15 protein-coding genes are annotated in these 21,997 nt (G+C 42.1%); 10 read left to right on the forward strand and 5 right to left on the reverse strand.

Annotation, left to right across the window (positions count from 1 at the left end; genetic code table 11):
- Positions 1 to 135: 135 nt before the first annotated feature.
- The 4 genes from QTN47_RS06875 to ung form a co-directional block, all read right to left on the reverse strand.
- Positions 136 to 1,146, reverse strand: a complete 1,011-nt coding sequence (locus tag QTN47_RS06875) for a helix-turn-helix transcriptional regulator (protein ID WP_369328605.1) — start codon at positions 1,144 to 1,146, stop codon at positions 136 to 138.
- Positions 1,147 to 1,202: 56 nt separating this feature from the next.
- Positions 1,203 to 2,222, reverse strand: coding sequence for a helix-turn-helix domain-containing protein (locus QTN47_RS06880; RefSeq protein WP_369328606.1), 1,020 nt, complete (start codon positions 2,220 to 2,222; stop codon positions 1,203 to 1,205).
- A gap of 525 nt (positions 2,223 to 2,747) precedes the next feature.
- Entirely contained in the window at positions 2,748 to 3,482 is a 735-nt protein-coding gene (locus QTN47_RS06885; protein ID WP_369328607.1) for a lysophospholipid acyltransferase family protein, read from the reverse strand.
- Positions 3,483 to 3,617: 135 nt separating this feature from the next.
- A complete protein-coding gene (gene ung / locus QTN47_RS06890) occupies positions 3,618 to 4,289 on the reverse strand; it encodes a uracil-DNA glycosylase (protein ID WP_369328608.1) in 672 nt (223 codons plus the stop codon).
- A 223-nt stretch (positions 4,290 to 4,512) separates the two neighbouring features.
- On the opposite strand from ung, the gene QTN47_RS06895 reads away from it, so the two are divergent.
- The 9 genes from QTN47_RS06895 to QTN47_RS06935 all read left to right on the forward strand — a co-directional run bounded on the left by QTN47_RS06895 (position 4,513) and on the right by QTN47_RS06935 (position 20,683).
- Positions 4,513 to 5,112: an RNA polymerase sigma factor gene (locus QTN47_RS06895; RefSeq protein WP_369328609.1), complete on the forward strand. Its 600-nt coding sequence runs from the start codon at positions 4,513 to 4,515 to the stop codon at positions 5,110 to 5,112.
- 296 nt (positions 5,113 to 5,408) lie between these two features.
- Positions 5,409 to 6,449, forward strand: coding sequence for a FecR family protein (locus QTN47_RS06900; RefSeq protein ID WP_369328610.1), 1,041 nt, complete (start codon positions 5,409 to 5,411; stop codon positions 6,447 to 6,449).
- A gap of 16 nt (positions 6,450 to 6,465) precedes the next feature.
- Entirely contained in the window at positions 6,466 to 9,999 is a 3,534-nt protein-coding gene (locus QTN47_RS06905) for a SusC/RagA family TonB-linked outer membrane protein (RefSeq protein WP_369328611.1), read from the forward strand.
- Between the two features lie 20 nt (positions 10,000 to 10,019).
- Positions 10,020 to 11,522: a SusD/RagB family nutrient-binding outer membrane lipoprotein gene (locus tag QTN47_RS06910; RefSeq protein ID WP_369328612.1), complete on the forward strand. Its 1,503-nt coding sequence runs from the start codon at positions 10,020 to 10,022 to the stop codon at positions 11,520 to 11,522.
- Between the two features lie 272 nt (positions 11,523 to 11,794).
- On the forward strand, positions 11,795 to 13,951 hold the full coding sequence (locus QTN47_RS06915) for a ligand-binding sensor domain-containing protein (protein ID WP_369328613.1): 2,157 nt from the start codon (positions 11,795 to 11,797) through the stop codon (positions 13,949 to 13,951).
- Positions 13,951 to 16,044 carry a beta-N-acetylhexosaminidase gene (locus tag QTN47_RS06920; RefSeq protein ID WP_369328614.1) on the forward strand — a complete coding sequence of 698 codons (2,094 nt, stop codon included), beginning with the start codon at positions 13,951 to 13,953 and terminating at the stop codon, positions 16,042 to 16,044. Before QTN47_RS06915 ends, QTN47_RS06920 begins: the two co-directional genes overlap by 1 nt.
- 138 nt (positions 16,045 to 16,182) lie before the next feature.
- Positions 16,183 to 17,628, forward strand: a complete 1,446-nt coding sequence (locus tag QTN47_RS06925; RefSeq protein ID WP_369328615.1) for a Gfo/Idh/MocA family protein — start codon at positions 16,183 to 16,185, stop codon at positions 17,626 to 17,628.
- Between the two features lie 65 nt (positions 17,629 to 17,693).
- Positions 17,694 to 18,353: a 3-keto-disaccharide hydrolase gene (locus QTN47_RS06930; protein WP_369328616.1), complete on the forward strand. Its 660-nt coding sequence runs from the start codon at positions 17,694 to 17,696 to the stop codon at positions 18,351 to 18,353.
- Positions 18,354 to 18,466: 113 nt separating this feature from the next.
- On the forward strand, positions 18,467 to 20,683 hold the full coding sequence (locus tag QTN47_RS06935) for a ligand-binding sensor domain-containing protein (protein ID WP_369328617.1): 2,217 nt from the start codon (positions 18,467 to 18,469) through the stop codon (positions 20,681 to 20,683).
- 154 nt (positions 20,684 to 20,837) lie between these two features.
- Here QTN47_RS06935 and QTN47_RS06940 read toward each other — a convergent pair whose 3' ends face one another.
- The gene (locus tag QTN47_RS06940) at positions 20,838 to 21,230 is read right to left on the reverse strand and encodes a response regulator (protein WP_369328618.1); all 393 of its coding nucleotides are present in this window, start codon (positions 21,228 to 21,230) and stop codon (positions 20,838 to 20,840) included.
- Positions 21,231 to 21,453: 223 nt separating this feature from the next.
- Here QTN47_RS06940 and QTN47_RS06945 point away from each other — a divergent pair, with 223 nt between their 5' ends.
- Positions 21,454 to 21,834 (forward strand): hypothetical protein, encoded by a 381-nt coding sequence (locus QTN47_RS06945; RefSeq protein WP_369328619.1) that lies wholly within the window; start codon positions 21,454 to 21,456, stop codon positions 21,832 to 21,834.
- The last annotated feature ends 163 nt before the right edge of the window (positions 21,835 to 21,997 follow it).

Consider the following 21,997-nt stretch of genomic DNA (forward strand, 5'->3'; position numbering starts at 1 on the left):
TGAATTGACAGATTTAGGTTACCTGGATAAGATTTGTGATTGTCAAACGCATTAAATACAGTTACACGGAGTTTCGTTGCGAAGGCACTGGGTAGCACAAAGAATATGCTCAAACTTTTCAAGGCCGGGAAACAATCAGCCTAAATTATCCTTCTGAAAAAGTTTGGGTGTTACGCCAAAGTGTTCTTTAAACACTTTGGCAAAGTGGCCGATATTACTGTAGCCAATCTTGTGTCCCACATCGGTCACCGAAAGCTTACTGGCTAAAAGTTCTGCAGCCTTACTCATTCTCATGTTAAGAAAATAAGTGGCGTAATTACTGTTGTACAACGTTTTGAACATCACTGCAAATCTGGTTCTGCTCATCAGACAAATTTTCGCAGCTTCATCCATTGTTGGGGTCGGGTCTTCAATATTATTTTCTATTTGTTCTTTTAGCTGAATGATACGCATGGCATCGTCAGAAATAATCCGCTCCTCTCCCAGCTCTTCTTCAATAATATTGTCAAAGAACAAAGCAACCAGTTCTATCGCGCAACCTTCAAGATAATGCGGGAGCGTGTATGCAGGTGCTTCAGCCGAAAGTGCCTCCTCTACAAGATCATTACTTTTCAAATCAAGATTGGTGGTGAATTGCATAGGCTCATAATTTGCGAACTGCTGCATTCTTGTGACACTCAAAGGTGCTATGTTTTTCAGCAGGTGAGAAATTGCCCATGACCTGTGAAATATCAATTGAACTGTTCTGAGCTGTTTGCCTATACCCGGATACAGGCTTACTTCCGTTGTATGCGAGCTAAAGAAAACGGCTTCAGCAAGGCTGCTGCTTATGTTTACAATCCTGCCGCTTTGCTTGTTGATGATTAGCGGAACATTACTAACATTAAAGAGTATTTTATAATGATCATTGCCCGGCACTGCTTGCCTGTGAAGTTGCAATTCTTTAAAGAACACACAATCGGTGATGAGAATTGAAAGTCCATCTGTAAGCTCATAAAATTCATAACGACCTTCGGCAAGACCGCAAGGAAGAGCCAGCCGGTTACCCTGCACAATAACATTTTCGCCAGTCGCCTTGCTTAATGACTCCGCAAAATCAATAAACCACTTCATGCTGGAACTATAGTAGTAATCCACTTCTATCATACAATTTTTTTTACGGGTGTTCTCTTTCTTTACGCAACATTGCCTGCATTAAGGCTTTACCCTTTAATTATTTTAGCGCCTTTCTGATACAGCTTGGGCGTTGTGTTAAAATAATCTTTAAACGCTTTTGCAAAATGGCTTAAGTTATTGTAACCAACCGCATGGCCCACCTCGGATACCGGTGACCCTTTAAGAAGCAATTCTGCGGCTTTCTGCATTTTTGTCTGCAGGAAATAATCAGAGTAATTTTTATGATAAATAGCCTTAAAAAGGGAAGCAAATTTTGTTTTACTCATTGCACACTCCGCAGACAGCTCTTCAAGTGGAGGCAATGGCTTATCCAGCGCGCGACTTACTCTTTCCTTGATGGCCATAACTGTAGACACTTCACTAAACTTAAGTTTCTCGTCATTACAAACAGGTCTTGCCAACCTGTCGGCCACAAGCGCCACAAGTCTTTTAGCACACCCTTCATAAAATAGTCTTTGCATATAAGTGGGTGGTGTTGAAACCAGTATTTCTTCCGCAATCAACAGCAAGCGCAGATCAAGATCCATAAAAAACTGGACAGGTTGATCCATTAAGAATTCTCTAGCAAGACCTGGATGCAGTGGTGTCTTTTCTATGTCGTAGTGTTTAATCAGCCAAGCTCTTGAAAAGATGATATTTACCATGCGCAAATTACCCTCCGGTGCAGGGTACAATTCCGCACCAAGGCCCGAAGTGCCATAGTACACTGCATTTTTCCAGTCTGTACCTACATCTACAGAATCTCCATTCTGCGTAGTAACCCAGACAGGCATGCTGGATAAATTGAAATGCACAATATGAAAGTCATTAATAAGAAGAGGCTTTCGTATAAATTTCACTTCTTTTGTAAAACGACAGTCCATAAGACTAAGGCCAAGCCCAAGATCCAAAGAATAAAATTCACCCTTGCCTGTCGCAACCGAAGGCGGAAACACCAACGCATTATTTTTGGTGTGTATCTTTTCCCCGAAGGCTGCGCCGATGGCCTCAGCTGCATTTTCCAATATTTTTGGACTGGTGGTCAAAGAATACTCAAATTCTAACATAATGGTTCTTATAGATTAGGATTTCATAATTGTTTTGAGGGGTGTTTTTAAAATTCAAATTAACCGGCGATACTCGAATTAAAAGTTAAAACATCCAAACCAACTGTTTGTATTCTTTTAACCTTTGCCTGACCTGGCTAATTTTTGAAACCTAACATAGGCGCATGTAACAGAGCTTTAACAACTCATGCTTTCTATAAAAGAGGACGCAAACGTACCACCTGTTTGGGTGAAAAAATGTTCGCCAAAAACAGATTTATAACCCTAAAATACAAATTCCAAACTTGAAGTTGCAGAGCAGTAAAAAAAATAACCGATGATTTTTGGTTGAAAAAAAGAGAAATTACACAAAGTACGAATTACAAAGTACGAATTACGAAGTACGAAGTACCTAAGTTGAACAGGTTTACTTTTTTGCAGGCAGTTCTTTTACTTTAGCCAGGATTTAAAGCCCGGAAGAAAAACAGCATGACTGCACCTGACGTACTTCGTACTTCGTAATTCGTACTTGCTACCTTATGCTTCTTAGCTATGTGCGGCGTAATAATCCCACATTTGCTGAAACACTTTTTCTTTCACTTGTTTTGATGTTAGTCCGGTTGTATCTACAGGAGGTAGAAAATGCATCTCTAATTTGTGAGGAACCATAAAAAAAGGTTTGCCGGCTGGCAGTACCTTCCTTGTATTGAAAATAAGTGTGGGGACTATTTGCTTTTTGGTATCTATCGCCAGTCTAAAAGCACCATCGTAAAAATCTTTCAGCGGCTTATTGGTTTTATTCCGGGTTCCTTCAGGATAGATTACCATATCCAACCCCAGCGCTAGAACCTTTTTCATTTTTTCATAGCTTTTTCTTCTGTCATCATCACTTTTTCTGTCTACAAGCACACTACCCAGAGAATAGATCCAGCCAAAAACCGGAACTTTTGCAAAGCTCTTTTTTGCAATGGTTTTATTGGCGTTGGGCATGAACGGCGTGGTAACCGGCACATCCATCAGGCTATTGTGATTGCAAACCACAACGTAGTTGGTATTTTTTTCAAAATTATCTGCGCCAATTACTTTTAGCGGACAACCTGCCAGTGGCAGGAAAAAACTCATCCATACTCTCGATACAGCCCTGTGCCACTTAGCAGCAGCCGGTTCCTTCATCAGGAAACAAAATGCATAAAAGATCATCGCAACAATCATGGATGGCACAAACAAAATAATGGCCCATAAAGCCCATATCCTACCACCTATTTCTTTCAAAAACTTCATTTGCTGTATTTGTTTCAAACGGCCTGATGCAACTTTTCCTAAGCTGATTCCCGGCTGTTCTTATTTAGGCTGCAAGAGTAAATAAAATACATTAAAAAAGCACTACTGCGAGCGCCTTTAATATCAAATATGCTTTTACAGCATCCAGTCGATTGGTTCAATCCCTTCCCTTGCAAGCAATTGATTTGTTTTACTAAAATGCTTGCATCCAAAGAATCCTTTTTCTACACTAAACGGAGATGGATGCGCAGCTTTCAAAACGTGATGCCTTGTCTCATCAATCAAAACTTGTTTCTGCTGGGCAAAACTGCCCCACAGCAAAAAGACCACACCACGTTTTTCGTCTGATATTTTGCTGATGACTGCATCTGTAAAAATATGCCAGCCAATTTTTGCATGGCTGTTCGGCTCTCCTGCCCTAACGGTTAATGATGCGTTAAGCAAGAGTACGCCTTGCCGCGCCCAGGGTGTTAGATCCCCCGTTTTGGGAATTGGCATCCCGATATCTTTATGTAGCTCTTTGTAAATATTGACCAGCGAAGGAGGCGGCTTTATGCCGTCGGGAACTGAAAAGGACAGCCCCATTGCTTGTCCGGCACCATGATAAGGATCCTGCCCAAGCAATACCACTTTAACCTTATCAAACGGCGTTTGTTCGAACGCATTAAAAATAAGCTGTCCGGGCGGGTAAATCGTCTTCCCCTGTGTTTTTTCCACTTTAAGAAAAGCTGCAATCTGCTCAAAATAGTTTTTACTAAATTCCTGGCGCAAGGCTTCTTTCCAGCTAGGCTCAATTTTTACATCCATAAATTACTTTGTACAACTTAACAGAGTTATGCAAATTAAGGAAAAGAACCAGCTTTCACCGAATACCCGGCAGCGTTGAAACAAATTTTGCTATTTTGCTACAGATATCTATGTTAGATGATGCTTTGCCATTTCAGCCAGCCAGATAACTGAGTATTAAGTTTGTATTAAAGAGCCTAACGATAAAATACACGCTTTTAGATTTAACTAATTTGCGGTAGCAATGCCTGAACAACACCCCAATATTGAACGTACATACTGGAAGCGATTGAAAGAAAGTGATACATCCGCACTGGCCTATTTCTATGATGCGTATGTTGACCGGCTTTTTGCGGTGGCATTGAGAATGACCCATAACAGGGAGATGGCGAAAGATGCCATACAGGAAATTTTTATTGAGATATGGACTTACAGGGATACAATTACCGACGTAAACAACTCCTACATATACTTAAGCAGGGTTCTAAAGCATATATTATTAAAAAAGCTTAGGAAAGAAGTGCCTTTACGCCCCTGGTTGCCCGACGAGGACACGGAAGATGCTGAACAAAGCGTTGAAGAGACCATTATTTCTGTTGACGCCAGCAACGAACAAAACAACAAATTAAACCGCGCGCTTGCTACACTTACCGGCAGGCAAAAACTTATTATGGAACTGCGCTTTTACGAGGGATTAAGCTATCAGCAAATTGCAGAAAAGCTCAGCATGAATTATCAGTCCGTTAATAATCTTGCTTTCCGGACCATTATGGCGCTCAGGAAAAATATGTACTCGATCGGATTTATAGGCTGCACCTTATATATTTATGTTGCTGAAGGATAGCATTTTTTAGCTCGCTGTCTCCCACCCCATTGTGTAAAAAATACAGGTTTCGCGCTCTGAAATACACATAATTTTACGACCAGCAGTCATGTGCAAACCCGCTAATTAATTGGACTTTCAGCTACATGTCAATTATCACGATTCAATATCTTCCCTTTGTTTAACGATTGTTTTGTACCTAAGGGTGATGAGCGAAAAGCTATTGACAAAACGGCTTTAACCGGCTCGCAAAGGCTTTTAAAAAAAAATTTCGAAAAATTTGAGTATCAAACTTTCTAACCTGTCTCTTTATTAATATGGAACATAATCCGTCACAGTACCAAAATTATACTGAAGAACAATTCGCAGCCGATGAATACTTCCAGCAATGGGTTTTAGCAAATAACCAGGAGGCCGATGCATTCTGGAATGACTACATAACTTCTAACCCCGGCCAACGTGATATGATACTTAATGCAAAGCGTTTTGTGGAGGAACTGTCCAGGCAGCCGTATTACATAATACCGCTTTCTGATCAGGAGAAATTAGCCCTTAAAACAAACATATTAAACCAGATTCAGCCTGTAATGCAAGATCCTTCTGACACAAGGAAGATCACCCACGGCCGGCGTCTTTCATGGCAGCTCTGGAGCGCAGCCGCAGCGCTGCTTGCAGTTGTTGCAATTCCGATGTATGTTCTGATGAAAGGCAAAGAAGCTTCAACCCTTAACCTTGTTGCATCGGACACTGAAGTAAAGCATGTGATATTACCCGATAGCAGCGAAGTGGTGCTAAACGCAGGGTCATCGGTAAGTTATAACGACTTTGGGTCAGGTAAAACACGCGAAGTGTATCTGCGTGGAAATGCTTTTTTCAAAGTAAGAAAAGACAAAGCGCATAAGGAGTTTGTTGTACACGCCAACGACGTATCTATTACTGTATTAGGCACGCAGTTTAATGTGAACGTGCGCTCCGCAGCCGTTGAAGTTGCACTTACACAGGGAAAGGTGAGGCTGTCTTTGAAAAACCACAACGAAGCTTCCACCAACCTGGTTCCGGGAGAAAGAGCGGTGCTGGACACATTGCACAACACGATTAGTAAAAGCGCGATGAACAACGAGCAATATGCTGCCTGGACGCAAGGCAAATGGATCTTTTCACAAACATCATTACAAGATGTAGCCAACCTGCTTCATGAATACTATGGCGTAAATACGGTATTCAAAAACGACAATAGAAGATTGCTAAAAATAACTGCTGTTATACCGGTTTCAGACCTGCAGACACTAACCGGCGTAATTGCAAAAACATTACAAATAACCATTAGTCAGACAAACAACCAACTGATCATTCACTAACACTCAACAGGCTACTATGAAAAAAAGACTTGCTTTGAGAGCATTCTCTACCAAATGGTTTGTGATTACTTTTTGCTGCGCATACATGCCGGCTACACTTTTGGCGCAGGATGTAGCTTATGTATCAACAGTTTCACACAAAACTACTGTGAGCAAAACAGGTGCAAGAGCAGGAAATGTAACGCTACAGAATTATATGCAACGCCTTCAGCAACAGTATGGCATTTACTATAGTTACCAGGCTGATTCACTTAAACAATTTATTCTAACATCCCTGGCCGATGAAACTGCAGGACAACCGGGCGCTGATGCCCAGCTAAAAAAAACACTTAGCGCATCAGGGCTTACTTACGAGAAAGTAAATAATGTATACATTATAAAACAGGCAACAGAAAACAAATCTGTTGCTGCCAGAAAACAGCTACAACTTAATGCAGCCTATGCTGCGGACCTGGTTGTTAAAGGTACCGTAAGCGATAGCACCGGCATACTGCCCGGCGTAACTATTTCTGTTAAAGGCACCTCTAAAACCACCACCACAGGTACTGACGGAAAGTACAGCATCAGCGTTTCAAATCCGGAAGCCGTACTCATATTCAGCTATGTTGGCTATACACCTGCAGAAGTTCGTGTTTCAGGTCGCGCTGAAATCAATGTAGCCATGACAGCGGCTCCGCAACAACTTTCTTCAGTTGTTGTAACTGCCCTCGGTATCAAAAGGCAGGAAAGGTCACTGGGCTACTCCGTTGCAAAACTGGATGGTTCCGCAGTAAGTAATGTTAATGCACCAAACGTTGCCAATGCCATGGCAGGAAAAGTCGCTGGTGTAAATATCCGTAGCGTGAGCCCGGATCCCGGAGCAAGTGTATTCATTACCATTCGCGGACAAAGATCATTTTATGGTGACAACCAACCATTGATCGTTGTTGATGGCGTACCCATCCGGAATTCATTAAACTCCAACGCAGGCAGTCCTTTTGGAAGCGGCAACAATCAGATAGTAGATTATGGTAACCCTCTTTCTGATATCAGTCCGGATGATATTGCCTCCGTATCTATATTAAAAGGTGCCAGCGCCTCCGCATTATATGGTGGACGTGCTGCTAACGGCGTAATTCTTATCACTACAAAAACAGGCAGTGGAGTAAAGAAAGATCTTGGTGTGAGCATCAACTCTTCAGCTATGTTTGATAAAGCCTGGCAGTTTCCACAGTTCCAGAATACTTTTGGCTCCGGCGACTGGACAGGAACTGATGATGTAATCTCTGATGCCTCATGGGGACCAAGGCTTGATGTAGGGACTAAATATGTACAGTGGGACAGCCCGTTAGATGCTAATGGAGATCCGGTAGCAACACCCTGGGTATCTTATCCTAACCGTGTAAAAGATTTTTACGAAACAGGTAAAACCTTCACAAATAACGTATCAGTTACAGGCGCAAATTTCAGACTATCATATACCAACCTGAACAATACAGGTATTGTACCTAACACAGATCTGAAACGCAACAACCTCACGCTTTCAGCAGGCACTAATCTAAATAAAGCCATCAGGCTGAATACCAACATTGCCTATACGGTAAACAGCAGCAAAAACAGGCCCACATTTAACAGAGGCAGCGTTAACAACCTGGTGTACACAATGCCGGCAAATATTAACGTCCAAAAATTGAAGAATTACTGGCTTCCTGGTGAAGAAGGCGTAAAACAAAACTCTCCAGTACCGGGCGGTAACGACAATCCATATTTTATCGCGTATGAATCTTTAAACGGGTACAAACGCAATCGCATTACCGGGAATGTGCAATTGCTTATAGACATCACCAAGGACCTCAGTTTTATGGCTCGCACAGGTGTGGATTATTATAACGAAGACAGGGAAAGCCGCAGAGCATTCAGCACACACAGCAACCCCCAGGGTGCATACTCGCTGCAAAAGTTATCATTTAGCGAGCAAAACACAGACTTCCTTTTCACGTACAAAAAGAACATCACTTCCAAGTGGTTTGCTTCAATATCTGCCGGTGGTAACAGAATGGACCAGAATACAAACAATTCTGTACAGGCCACTAATACACTGGTAATGCCGGGGATTTATAGCATCAACAATGCTGCAGCCGGAACTACTCAGAATTTATCCAGCACATACAAAGCACGGAAAAGGATCAATAGCTTATATGCTATGGCGCAGGTATCATATAACAACTATGTTTACCTTGACCTAACGGCGAGAAACGATTGGTCATCAACGCTTCCACAGGAAAACAACTCCTTCTTCTACCCTTCGGCATCGTTAAGCGCCATACTTACAGACATGTTTAAAATAGAATCTAATTTCTTGTCATATGCTAAAGTGAGAGCCAACGCTTCTGTAGCAGGCAGAGATATAGATCCATACCAGCTATACAATACCATTGCCTTAAGCTATTGGGGTAACCAGGTTATGGCAAGCAACCAAACAAGCCTTGCAAATAACTATCTGAAACCGGAATTAAGCACTTCTTATGAAGCCGGTGCAGATCTTCGTTTCTTCAGCAACAGGTTGGGTATTGATTTTACCTGGTATAGAACAAACATTAAGAATCAGAAAATTGATATCCCCACAACATCTGCCTCCGGTTACACAAGCAGGTCAATTAATGCAGGCGAAATGCGTAACAGGGGTATAGAGATTACCTTAAAAGGAACACCTGTACAAAACAAAAACTTTAGCTGGGATGCGGGTGTAACTTATACGAGAAACAGGAATAAGGTAGTAGCACTGACAGATGGCATAAGTCAAATATCACTTGGCGGTCAGGAAGGCGTTAATTTCTATGTTAAGGAAGGATCTGAAATGGGTGATATGTACGGACGTACATGGCAAACCGTACCTGATGGTCCTCACAAAGGAGAACCGTTGATGAATGATGCCGGCGAATATGAAACTGCAAATGATTATGTAAAGATCGGCAACTACAACCCTGACTTTATGCTGGGCTTTACCAATACTTTCCGCTACAAAGGATTTACATTAAGCGCACTGCTTGATTGGAGACAGGGCGGACAGTTCTATTCTTATGTTGCAAAAAACCTGTTATCTGACGGAAGAACAACCATTACAGTACCAGGCCGTGATCCGCAGACCGGTGGCCTTAGCTGGACCGACGATCAGGGTACAGCCAGAACAGATGGCCAGATCTTACATGGCTTCGTAGATGATGGCACCGGCAAATATGTTCCAAATACAAAGATCACTGATCCGGAAAATTATTATGGAACGTATTATTGGGATTTCCCGTCACGCTCAACATTCAGTGCCACTTACGTTAAATTAAGAGAGGTTTCTTTAGATTATACATTCACCAAAAAATCACTTCGCAGGCTGCCGTTTACCAGCGTTACATTCGGCTTAATAGCACGCAACCTGTTTAGCTATACCGCAGCAGGTGTTGGCTATGACCCTGAAACGGCAATGGTTATCACTAACGGAACATTTACACAAGGTGTGGGCGGATGGTCATTGCCCAACACTCGCTCCTTCGGATGCAAACTGGGAATTAATTTCTAACCTCCATTAAATAAGACTTTATGCAACGCATATATAAAAAAGCAAACTTATTAACAACCGCATTAGCACTACTGCTATTTACAGGCTGTACAAAAGACTTTGAAAGTATTAGTGAAAACCCCAACAACCCCGTTGTTACTGAAGCTGTTTACTTCATGACAAAGGAAATTGTTTCAACCTGCTATGATTATCAAAGTGACGCTTATATGGACAAGCCTGCGTCAGCAGGGCGTTATATTACGATGGTAAGAAATGAAGGCAATGATAACTTTGGTTGGACGGCCGCATCATGGGACGGGCATTATCTTCGTCTTACAACAAATAAATCACTGCATGATCAGGCTGCACTGGAACAAAAAGAGCAATACGTAGCTATTTCAAAGATCTTCTATGCCTTTAATTTTTCTTACATCAGCGATCTTTACGGAGATATTCCTTACACTGATGCGTTACATTCAAAAGATCTGAAAATAACTTTGCCGAAATATGACCAGCAACAGGATGTTTATCCCAGCCTGATTAAACTGTTAAAAGAAGCAAATGATAGTCTGGCAACAACCACAAAATCTATTGACAAAGCTGCAGATGTGCTTTACGCGGGAGATATCTTAAAATGGAGAAAATTTGCTAACTCTCTTCGTTTAAGACTGCTGTTGCGTTGCTCTAAAACATATGCTTCCGCAGTTGCTGAAATGCAGGAAATAGCGGGAGATCCTTCAAAATATCCTGTATTCACCTCCAATTCAGACAATGCAGAATTACCTTACACAACCATCTACAAATGGCCGGGTGGCCCAACAGGTGGCGGTGGTGCATTAACAGATCCGTTTGCTGAATTTATCAAGCGCAAGCCAAGCAAAGAGATCGTAGATTTTATGACTGAAAGAAGTGATCCGCGTATGCCGGTTTTATTATCAAAGGTTACGGGAGATCCGGCAGATGCAACAGTTGATCATAACGATTATGTTGGTGTTCCCAACTCTATAAGCCTGCCATATGCATATAATGGTGGTGATGAGCATATTTCAACCCTTAACCTTGACATTTTCTACCAGGATCAGAATCCTTTGGTAAATGCATCGTTAATGACCTATTCAGAAGTGTGTTTCATATTGGCAGAAGCTGCACAACAAAAAGGCGTGACTGTATCCGGCAAAACTGCCGAAAGCCTTTATTATGAGGGCATTAAAGCCAACATGGATTACTGGCACGTTAGTGCAGATGCGCAAACAGCGTACAAATCTGTTCCAACGGTTGTTTACGATGGCACATTGAAACAACTCATTGGTCAGAAATGGCTCGCTCTGTTCATTAAAGGCGCAGAAGGCTGGTTTGATTACAGACGCACAAACGACATTCTTGGTTTTGATCAAAAGATAGGACCTGTTGCAGCACAACATACAATTCCTAAAAGATATATTTATCCGGATGGCGAAAGAAACCTCAACAGGGCTGAATATGATAAAGCCATCGCCATCTTCGGCGAAGACACCAGGAACACACTGATGTGGTACCTGAAATAATGTTAGATGTTAGATGTACGATGTAAGGTGTATGATGTGTGATGTAGGGTGTATGATGTAGGGTGTACGATGTAAGATGTATATAAATACATCAGATATAAGAACCGATTTTGATATTAATTTGCCGGGCACCATCCATTGGGGGGACAGAAGTGTCCGGCGTTAATATCTGAAACCTGACACTTTATGCTTATGCGTTATGCCTCATACCTAATACTTCATAACCTCACTCTTCCTATAATTTTCTCAATTCAATTTTCGCCCTTCTCAACATGACAAGAAAATCTTTACTGACTACAATTGCGTTTGTTATTGCCGGTCACTCAGCTTTCGCAGAAAAAGATCTGCCTTTTAAACAAGCAGTGTCCCATAAATACACTAGCACTGATTTCAATGGCAATACCGTACTAAAAAAGGTTGTGACAGATTATAACGACAATGTGTATGTGCTTACAGACAAAGGCGTTTACATTCTTAATGAAAACAAATTGGTTAAAGATCTGCGATATACACCGCTTGCAAAAAAAATTCCCCTGGATATTGCAATACAGGAAGAAGCAGGCCATTTATATTACCTGTATGAAGACCGGGTATTGACAAATGGTTATGCGGGTGTTCCTTTTAAAAAACTTCCGGCAGGAAAATACAATCGTCTTGCGGTAAAGGCAGATGGAAGTATGCTGCTTGCAGGTAACTCTGCCGCTACTTTATTGAAGGATAACCTGATGACAGACATAACACTTCCGCCAGGTAAAATAAAATCGCTGCAAGTTTATAACGGCAACTTTTATGTTTTAAGTGAGCAGGGCGTTTACTACCTTTCTGGCAATCGCTTTGAAAGTGTTCATAAGACCACAAATGCAAGGTCCGTTACCTTCCGCGATCAGGAGTTGGTTGTAGCAACTGCCACAGGTTATTATGGCATTAATACAACCACCGGAGACACAAGTTTTCCATTGCAAACAAAAACACCCGCAGAAGGAATTAATGATCTGCAAAACATAAACGGATCAATCTGGGCTGCAACTGATGATGGCGTGTATATGCGAGAAACATCTGGTTCTTACAGATACTATGCATCAAAAAGATGGCTCAATCAAAATAAATCCATCGATCTTACATCTGACAGCAAAGGCAATGTATTTGTACTAACTCCGGACGGACTCAACGAAATCGAATTCAAGGAACAAACACTTGCAGACAAGACTTCTTATTTCCAGGACAAAATAAGACAAAGACATATCCGTTATGGCTTCATTTCCGAAGTAACTTTTCAACAACCGGGAGACTTAACAACCGCTCAATTAACTGATACAGATAATGATGGGTTGTGGTCCGCTTTTTATCTCGGCAGCCAGGCATTCCGGTATGCAGTTACAAAGGATAAAGTGGCCAAACGTTACGCCATGGAGGCATTTGAGGCTTTTGAAAGAATTATTTCTGTTAACCCGTTAAAAGGTTTTCCTGCAAGAACGTTTGAACGGACAGGCTATAAACATTCAGATCCTGACAGATGGCACAATTCAGCAGACGGCGAATGGGAATGGAAAGGAACTACCAGCAGCGATGAATTTGTAGGATACATTTTTATTGCAGCTGTGTTAAATGAAATGGTTGCCGAAACTGAAGGCGAGAAAAAACGTGTTGCGGATTTTCTCGACAAAATCCTCACGCATATCATCGACAACAATTATTACTTAATTGACTTTGATGGAAAACCCACATTATGGGGGCGCTGGAATCCGGAATATATTAATTCATTCCCGCATTCAGTAGGCGATAGAAAGCTCGGCAGTACAACTATCATCGCCGGGCTTCAACTGGGTTATGCACTTACCGGTAAAGAACGTTATAAAACAGAGGCATTCCGCCTGATGAAGGACTACGGATACCTGGACAATATTCTTACACCTTACACAGCCATCCAGCCAACCGAAAATATCATACACCAGGGAGTTAATCTTGGTAACGGCGGATGGAACCACTCTGATGATGAAATGGCATTTCTTACCTATTGGGTATTGTATCGTTATGCATTTACTGATCAGCTCCGCCAGCAGTTTAAAGATGTCATCAACGACCACTGGAAAATAGAAGCGCCCGAAAAAAATCCGGTATGGAACTTAGTCACCTTGGGAACAACCGGAACGTTTGATAAAGAAGGAACTATATGGCAGCTCAAAGAATTTCCGATGGACCTGGTTCGTTGGAAAGTTGTCAACTCCAAAAGAAAAGATTTGACATTTCTTGAACCCAACTTCCGGAAACAATCCACGAAAGAACTATTACCTGCGGGAGAATATCCGGTACACCGCCACAATGCCAACGGTTTTAATCTTGATGGTGGCGATGGCGGCAAAACCGAACTGGCAGGCGATGAATACCTTCTTCCCTATTGGATGGCACGTTACCTGAAAGTAATTGAATAATGCTGACAACACGCTTTGCCATACTAACACTCATCTTTGCGCTGATCACTGTTAATTTATTTTCGCAGTTAAACAACATATATAGCATAGTCCCTAAACCCTTTTCTTTAAACACGAACGGCGAAAGGTTTGCTATTACCAATCAGCTCCGCGTTTCTGTAACCGGTCATCCGGATCACCGGATCTATGCCAATGCCAGCAGATTTGTCCGTCGCATGGCTGAAAGAACTGGCATTTTCCTGGATGAACAGGGATTTGTTACGGCTAAGGACACGAACTCAGCTTCATCTGTTTTAATAGTTATTAAACGGCCCGGGAAATTACAACTACGTGAAGACGAAAGCTACTTCATTCAAATAAATTCAAAGCAGGTACAAGTTCGTGCTGAAACTGATCTGGGGGCCATGCATGCATTGGAAACACTGATGCAATTGGTAAGTGCAGACTCCTCTGGATATTATCTGCCCGGACTTACGATCAACGATAAACCCAGGTTTACGTGGCGCGGCTTGCTGTTGGATCCTGCCCTTCATTTTTTGCCGGTAAATGTTATTAAGCGAACACTGGATGGGATGGCTGCTGTAAAGTTAAATGTGCTGCATCTTACCCTATGCAACGACCAGGGCTTCAGGTTTGAATCAAAAATATTTCCACGGCTGCAACAACTGGCATCCGATGGTAATTTTTACACGCAGGAGCAAATAAAAGATATCGTAAACTATGCCTCCGAAAGAGGCATCCGTGTAGTGCCCGAAGTGGTTGTACCTGCACACACAACAGCCATTCTCGTCGCATATCCTGAGCTGGCTACCTTGAAAAAAGAATACACACTGCAGCGTTACTTTGGCGTATTCGATCCGGTTCTCGACCCTACCAATGAAAAGGTGTACACATTTCTTTCAAAGCTTTTTACTGAGGTTGCAGGCTTGTTTCCAGACCAGGTATTTCACATAGGCGGAGATGAAAATACGGGCAAAGACTGGAACAATTCGAGGCAAATCCGCACATACATGCGTGCAAACGGCATTGACTCCGCTGCTGCTTTGCAGACATTGTTCAATAAAAAAATCCTGCCTGTCATCACAAAGAACAAAAAGACGATGATGGGCTGGGATGAAATATTTCAACCCGGTTTACCGGAAGATGTCATTATACAATCATGGCGCGGCAAACAGGCGTTTTATGAGTCTGTAAAAGCAGGTCATGATGCGGTGCTTTCCAATGGCTATTACATCGACCTCATACAGCCTGCCTCCTATCATTACCTTAACGATCCACAACCCGACGATGCTGATATTTCAGCTAAACAGGCGCAACATATTCTCGGTGGTGAGGCAACCATGTGGGGTGAACACGTTACTCCGGAGACTGTGGACTCCCGGATCTGGCCACGCACAGCAGCCATTGCAGAACGGCTCTGGTCGGAAAAAGATGTGAGAGATGTTGATGATATGTATCGCCGGCTGGATATTGTAAGCTTGCAACTTGAACAACTCGGACTGTGTCACCTTAGTTTTAAAAACACTATGTTAAGACGTCTCTGTAACGGTTACGATACCAGGGCACTGCAAGCATTAGTTGATGTAATTGAACCGCTGAAAATATATGAACGCAACCAGGGCGATACGATGTACACCATTTTTTCACCCTACACAAAACTTGCAGACGTTGCCACGCCCGATCAGGCAGTTCCACGCATTTTTACCAAACAGGTAGATGATTTTCTGCAGACTGGTGACAGTACTTTAGAAACAGAGATAAAGCAGCAACTACTTAAATGGCAGAATAACCACATCGCGTTTCTTACGTTGTTGCGCAATTCGCCGGTGTTACAAGAAGCAGAACCTTTATCCCTGCATCTGTCTGAAATTGCAGCTACGGCTCTTGAAGCGATTGATCTTATTCAACGCCACGAAACGGCCGGCAAGCAATGGGTTCAGCAAAAAGAAATGCTTCTTGAAACAGCAAAGGAACAAGGGGGGCGATGCGAGCTACAAGTCGTTGCACCTATACAGAAGTTAGTAAATGCCGTAAGCGGAGATGCAGAAACTTCTTCAACGGAATCAACATGGCTTGTGAGTACAAGGCAATAATATTTTCTCCACATTACGCAAATATTTGAGTGATGTGGAATAAATTAGTGAAGTCAGAATAATGCAACACATTTACAGCAATATCTCTGATGAAGTGCATTATAATATTCTATTGATTGCTTAAAAACAAATTGTCAAATGTCAAAAAACACCAACAAATCGCGCAGGAGTTTTCTAAAAAATACTGCTCTTGGCGCCGCAGGTTTTATGATCGTCCCCCGTCATGTATTAGGTAAAGGCTTTGTTGCTCCCAGTGACAAACTGATTGTAGCCGGAGTTGGAGCCGGAGGCAAAGGCCGCTCCGACCTTGCAAATTTCTATAAAAGCGGAAAAGCAGAAATTGGTTTTCTATGCGACGTAGATGACCGCATGGCTGAAGAATCAAGAAAAAGTTTCCCCAAAGCAAAATATTATAAAGACTGGCGTGAAATGCTGGATAAAGAATCCAAATCATTTGACGCCGTTTCTGTATCTACACCGGACCATACCCATGCGGTAGTAGCTATGGCTGCAATGCGCAGGAAAAAACATGTATATGTGCAAAAGCCATTAACGCATGATATACATGAAGCGCGTATGCTTACTGAAGCTGCAGATAAATTTAAAGTGGTTACGCAAATGGGCAACCAGGGATCTTCCGGTGATGGCGTACGCCAGATGCAAGAATGGTTTGATGCAGGTGTAATTGGAGATGTACATACGGTATATATTTTCACCAATCGCCCTATTTGGCCGCAAGGTATTGCATGGCCTTCTGCAAAACCAGCAGTTCCGCAAGGACTTGACTGGGATTTGTGGTTGGGCACGGCTCCTTATAAAGACTATATTGACAATCTTATACCGGGAAGCTGGCGTGGCTGGTGGGATTACGGTACAGGTGCTTTAGGCGATTTAGGTTGTCATCTTATGGAAGCACCTTTCAGAATACTGGGTTTACAATATGCACTGGATGTGCAGGCCTCTGTAACCAGCGTATTCACTGCATTTGGTAAACGCGGCTATTTCCCCGATAGTTTCCCTCCATCAAGCCATGCTATTCTTACCTTCCCCAAAACAAGCAAAACACAGGGTGAAGTGATTATGCACTGGATGGATGGCGGTATTAAACCAGAACGTCCCGCCGAGTTAGGCGCAGATGAAGTGTTTGGAGACGGTAATAGCGGTATCTTGTTTGTTGGTACCAAAGGAAAGATGATGGCAAGTGAATATGCCGCCAATCCAAGATTACTGCCATTAAAAAGGAACGAAGAAGTAAAAATACCCCAAACCATCAAACGTGTGCCCGGCAGCGCCGACGGGCACTATGCACAATGGGTTGAAGGCTGTATTGCAGGTTATGGTAATATGGAGCTAAGCTCACCATTCAAAAAAGCCGGCCCGCTTACGGAAGCAATACTTATGGCCAACCTTGCTATAAAAGCTGCCGACACTCCTAAACCGAGAGCAAACGGTAAAGGCAATGACTATCCGGGTGCAAATACGAAACTTCTCTGGGATCATCAGAATATGCGGGTTACCAACCTGGAAGAAGTAAACCAGTTTGTAAAACGCGAATATCGTAAAGGCTGGACACTAGACTTTTAATAACGGAGGCTGCAAAAATTGTTTTTGCAGCCTCATTTTTTTTGATCTCCCACTAAAATTTTATTGTGAAAAAAAACATTTTCTTTTTAGCGTCAATTATATTGTTTGCCGCCTGCAGCAGTCCCAAAAAGATAGCAGGAAGCAATAGCAGCAGCAACGGTAGTAACAGCCAGTGGATCAGTTTGTTCGATGGAACATTGAATGGATGGAAAGAAAGCGAAGGTCCATCCTTCAGCATCGATAACGGCACGATTAAAGTAGCTGGCAAACGCTCACACCTTTATTATGACGGACCTGTAAACAATCATGATTTTAAAAATTTTGAGTTCAAGGCACAGGTAATGACTAAGCCCGGGTCAAATTCCGGCGTTTATTTCCATACTGCATTTCAGCAAAAGGGTTTTCCCGACAAAGGATTTGAAGTGCAGGTGAATAATTCACATACCGACTGGAAAAGAACTGCAGGTTTATATGACATAAAGGATACATCAGCCACATTTGTAAAGGATGATGAGTGGTTTGAATTGTATATTAAAGTAGAAGGCAAACACGTTACTACTAAAATTAACGGACAGACCATCATTGATTGGACAGAGCCTGAAGGTGCTCAAGCACCGAAAGGACATCCTGCCCGTTTAATATCAAGCGGTACGTTTGCGTTCCAGGCGCATGATCCTAAAAGCGTGGTGTATTATAAAGACATCTACGTAAAACCATTGCCGTAGAGACGTTATATATAACGTCTCCACCATGCCTGGCGTCTCGACGGCAGGGACAGGTGGCCAATATGATTAGAGACGCGATGCATCGCGTCTCTACCATTTTAAAAAACATCGAAATGAAATACTTCATTCTTTTACTCCTTATTTTTTCTATATCCAAACAAAGCAACGGACAGGCTGAATATGTTAATGATCAACCATTCTGGCAGGAATACCATGAGGGATATGTAATAGACACTGCAGCGGAAGCTAATGATGTAAAACACATTTCTGTTAACAGGCAACAGGCATGGATCGTTACATCAGCCGGTGTTTATATGAAGAACAACAATGAGAACAGCTGGAAAAAAGTACCGGTTGACGGAAATAACGGCCCTGTATTTACGGTTGCTACGGATGTAAAAGGCATAACCTGGATTGGAGCATGGAACGGTGTATATAAATTTCAGAACAACAGTTTGCAACTTGTGCCAGGCACTAATGGACCAATATCTGTTTTGAGCAATTCGAATGAAGGATTGTATGCAATTGGACCAGATGGAATCTGGCTTCTCAGCAATGAACATTTCGCTAAACTTAGCTACAATATTCCACGCTCTGTAAGAAATGCAGTTTCAGATGGTAACAACGGGCTTTGGATCGCATCTGATGTTGGCCTCTACCATTGTTATCAGCAACAGACTGTTTGCATTCGCCAAACAGACCTTTTGTTAAGTGCATACATAAAGGACGTGGCCGTTAGCGACGACAACACATTATGGACTGCAGGGCTTGGCGGTGTTTCAGTGCTTGAAAAAAATTCACATAAGCGTTTTATCCGGCCGGAGAACGGTTGTCCCTCTATTTATGTGAATGCCATACATACATCACCCGATGGTTCCATGTGGATAGGCACCGATGTAGGTCTTGCACGCTTTTATAAAGATGGAACGCATTCGCTTTTGTTTAGTCGACGCTGGTTAATGAATGATCATGTGAACGATATAACCTTCGACGAAGAAGGAAGCGCATGGATCGCTACGTCAAAAGGTGTGAGTGTTATAAAAAGAAGGAAAATGACACTGGCGGATAAACAGGAATTCTTTTATTCAGTACTCATGAAAAGGCATATCCGTGAACCCTGGATCGCTGGTCAGTGTCATTTAAACATTGAAGGAGATGTAAATTCATGGATCCCTGAAGATGATGACAATGATGGCGAATTCACGAGCAATTACCTTGCAATGGAGTCGTTCCGTTACGCAACCACCAAAGACCCTCAGGCCAAAAAAAATGCAGAAAAAGCTTTCCATTTTTTGAAGCTTTTGCAAGAAGTAACAGGCACTAACGGCTTTTTCGCGAGGTCAATTGTTCCGGTTGACTGGGCCGGTCGTGTGCACGATGGCAACAGAACTTATAACGATCAGCAACTTGCTGCAGAGCAGGTACAGGAACCAAGGTTCAAGCCTGTACAAACCCGCTGGCATAGATCCAAAGATGGCAAATGGCTGTGGAAGGGCGATACGAGTAGTGACGAAGTGTGCGGTCATATGATGGGATACTTCTTTTATTACCTTCTTGCAGCAGATGATAAGGAAAAACAAATAATCAGCAAACACGTAGGATTGCTGGTCGATCATCTGATTGCAAACAATTTTTGCCTGGTTGATATTGATGGCAAACACACGAGATGGGGGGTATGGTCGCCGGACAGGTTAAATAATGATCCTGAATGGGCTCCGGACAGAAGCCAGAATTCCATGGAAATGCTTGCATTTTTAAAACTGGCTTATTACATGACAAACGATGAAAAATATCAGCAACAATATCTTACACTGATTAATAAACATGGCTACCTGGAAAACATGAAAAACATAGTGCATCAGAATCCGGCCTGGTTTGTTTATTTCGATGTTGTTCTGCAAGCATATATGTATCCAATCCTTCTCACGTGCGAAAAAGATTCCACACTCCATAATTTCTATCAACAACATATGGATGAGTGGATGGACAAAAGAAGAAATGATCAAAATCCGCTGGTGAATTTTTTCTATTGTTTTGCGCGAAACAAAAAAGAAGAAATAAAAGCATCCTCCGATTTTCTGATCAATACACCGCTCGATCTGATTGACTGGACAGTGGATCATACAAAGCGCGAAGATGTGCAAATAGTACGTTCACCAGTGCTTGATGATGCGCAAGTAAATATACTGCCGCCGCCAAGTATCAGGTATGTGGTGCGATGGGATAAGAATCCGTGGGCTGCAGTTAACGGCTACCCTAATATGGAACGGGAACCTGTGTTTTGGTTGTTGCCATATTGGATGGGCAGATACCTGGGAATGATAAGGTGATGGGGTGAGGTGTGAGGGGTAAGGTGTCAGGTATCAGGTGTCAGGTATCAGGAGTCAGGTAGAAAGAGGAATATATCGGGTAAAGCATTTACACATTTGCAAATTTGCACATCTACTCATTCGCACATTTACTCATTCGCACATTCGCACATTTTCAATTCCCAATCACTCGCGAACGAAGAACAAGTGAAGTGATCTGCTGCAACAAAGTCTCTATATCAAACGGTTTAAGGATAAAATCATCTGCGCCGGCTTCTATGCATTTTTTTGCAGCATCGCGACTTGAGGACATCATTATTAAAGGGATAGATGATGTTGCAGGATTTTGTTTTATCGACCGGCAAACTTCCTTACCATCTTCATTACCAAGCCATACATCCATTAGAATAATATCGGGGCCAACAGATGTTACAACGTTCTTATCGGTAGTACTCAGGAAGGTGGCTTTGTACTGTTTTTTAGCCAACATTATTTTCAAATAATGCAGTATTACAGGATCATCATCAACTACAAGAATATGCAGATCACGGGGGTTGTCCGGCTGCATTAAATAACTCCTATTTTGCATGTTTGAACATACTCAACAATAATGCCGTTTGTTAAAAATTCACATTAAAAAAAGTCAACAAACTAATTATTTTTTTTATTAAATGTTCCAACAAAAATCAGCTTTTTGTTTTGATATTTTGTTTAGCTTTATCTCACTGATTTAATTGAACCGACAAAGCTTGCCGGGGAAAAATTTGTTCACCATTTAAAATTTTAATCCCATGGTTCAGACTGACATCTCACAGCTCACAAAGGAGTGTAATCAATGGAGAGAGCATTTACATTCCTATCGAGACGAATTCAATTTTCTTAGCTCCAGACTCAGGCAAATAGCCAGCAAAGCCCTCTCACATCAGCAACGTTCAGACCTCGAGCATTATCAGAATCAACTTCACATTCAGCTCATCAACATTCACGATCTCAAGCAGCAGGTAAAACTTCATGAAAGAAAAATCAACTACGAACAATCCGAATTAAAAGGAATCTCGGAAGAAACTTTTACTGAACACGAAAGTCTACTGGACGAATACGAATCACAGGAGCACACGCTACATGACCTTCGTAACAATTTTGACAGATACTCGATTAGCCTTAATACATAATACTATATAGCGGATTTTACAGTGCCGCGATTTTGACTGCTATCAATGATAGCCTGTTTTCCTATTCCATAATGTGAACCTGACGTTCGCACGACGCCGCTGAAAAATTCCGCTTTATTATATGCTGCAAAGCTTATTGCGTAAAATTAAATAACCTGTAACG

The sequence above is a fragment of the Danxiaibacter flavus genome (assembly GCF_041060425.1).
Taxonomy (GTDB): Bacteria; Bacteroidota; Bacteroidia; order Chitinophagales; family Chitinophagaceae; genus Danxiaibacter; species Danxiaibacter flavus.

Bases quoted from the DNA above. Each gene is read 5' to 3' on its own strand.
- QTN47_RS06875 (WP_369328605.1), bottom strand. From the start codon at position 1,146: ATGATAGAAGTGGATTACTACTATAGTTCCAGCATGAAGTGGTTTATT.
- QTN47_RS06880 (WP_369328606.1), bottom strand. From the start codon at position 2,222: ATGTTAGAATTTGAGTATTCTTTGACCACCAGTCCAAAAATATTGGAA.
- QTN47_RS06885 (WP_369328607.1), bottom strand. From the start codon at position 3,482: ATGAAGTTTTTGAAAGAAATAGGTGGTAGGATATGGGCTTTATGGGCC.
- ung (WP_369328608.1), bottom strand. From the start codon at position 4,289: ATGGATGTAAAAATTGAGCCTAGCTGGAAAGAAGCCTTGCGCCAGGAA.
- QTN47_RS06895 (WP_369328609.1), top strand. From the start codon at position 4,513: ATGCCTGAACAACACCCCAATATTGAACGTACATACTGGAAGCGATTG.
- QTN47_RS06900 (WP_369328610.1), top strand. From the start codon at position 5,409: ATGGAACATAATCCGTCACAGTACCAAAATTATACTGAAGAACAATTC.
- QTN47_RS06905 (WP_369328611.1), top strand. From the start codon at position 6,466: ATGAAAAAAAGACTTGCTTTGAGAGCATTCTCTACCAAATGGTTTGTG.
- QTN47_RS06910 (WP_369328612.1), top strand. From the start codon at position 10,020: ATGCAACGCATATATAAAAAAGCAAACTTATTAACAACCGCATTAGCA.
- QTN47_RS06915 (WP_369328613.1), top strand. From the start codon at position 11,795: ATGACAAGAAAATCTTTACTGACTACAATTGCGTTTGTTATTGCCGGT.
- QTN47_RS06920 (WP_369328614.1), top strand. From the start codon at position 13,951: ATGCTGACAACACGCTTTGCCATACTAACACTCATCTTTGCGCTGATC.
- QTN47_RS06925 (WP_369328615.1), top strand. From the start codon at position 16,183: ATGTCAAAAAACACCAACAAATCGCGCAGGAGTTTTCTAAAAAATACT.
- QTN47_RS06935 (WP_369328617.1), top strand. From the start codon at position 18,467: ATGAAATACTTCATTCTTTTACTCCTTATTTTTTCTATATCCAAACAA.
- QTN47_RS06940 (WP_369328618.1), bottom strand. From the start codon at position 21,230: ATGCAGCCGGACAACCCCCGTGATCTGCATATTCTTGTAGTTGATGAT.
- QTN47_RS06945 (WP_369328619.1), top strand. From the start codon at position 21,454: ATGGTTCAGACTGACATCTCACAGCTCACAAAGGAGTGTAATCAATGG.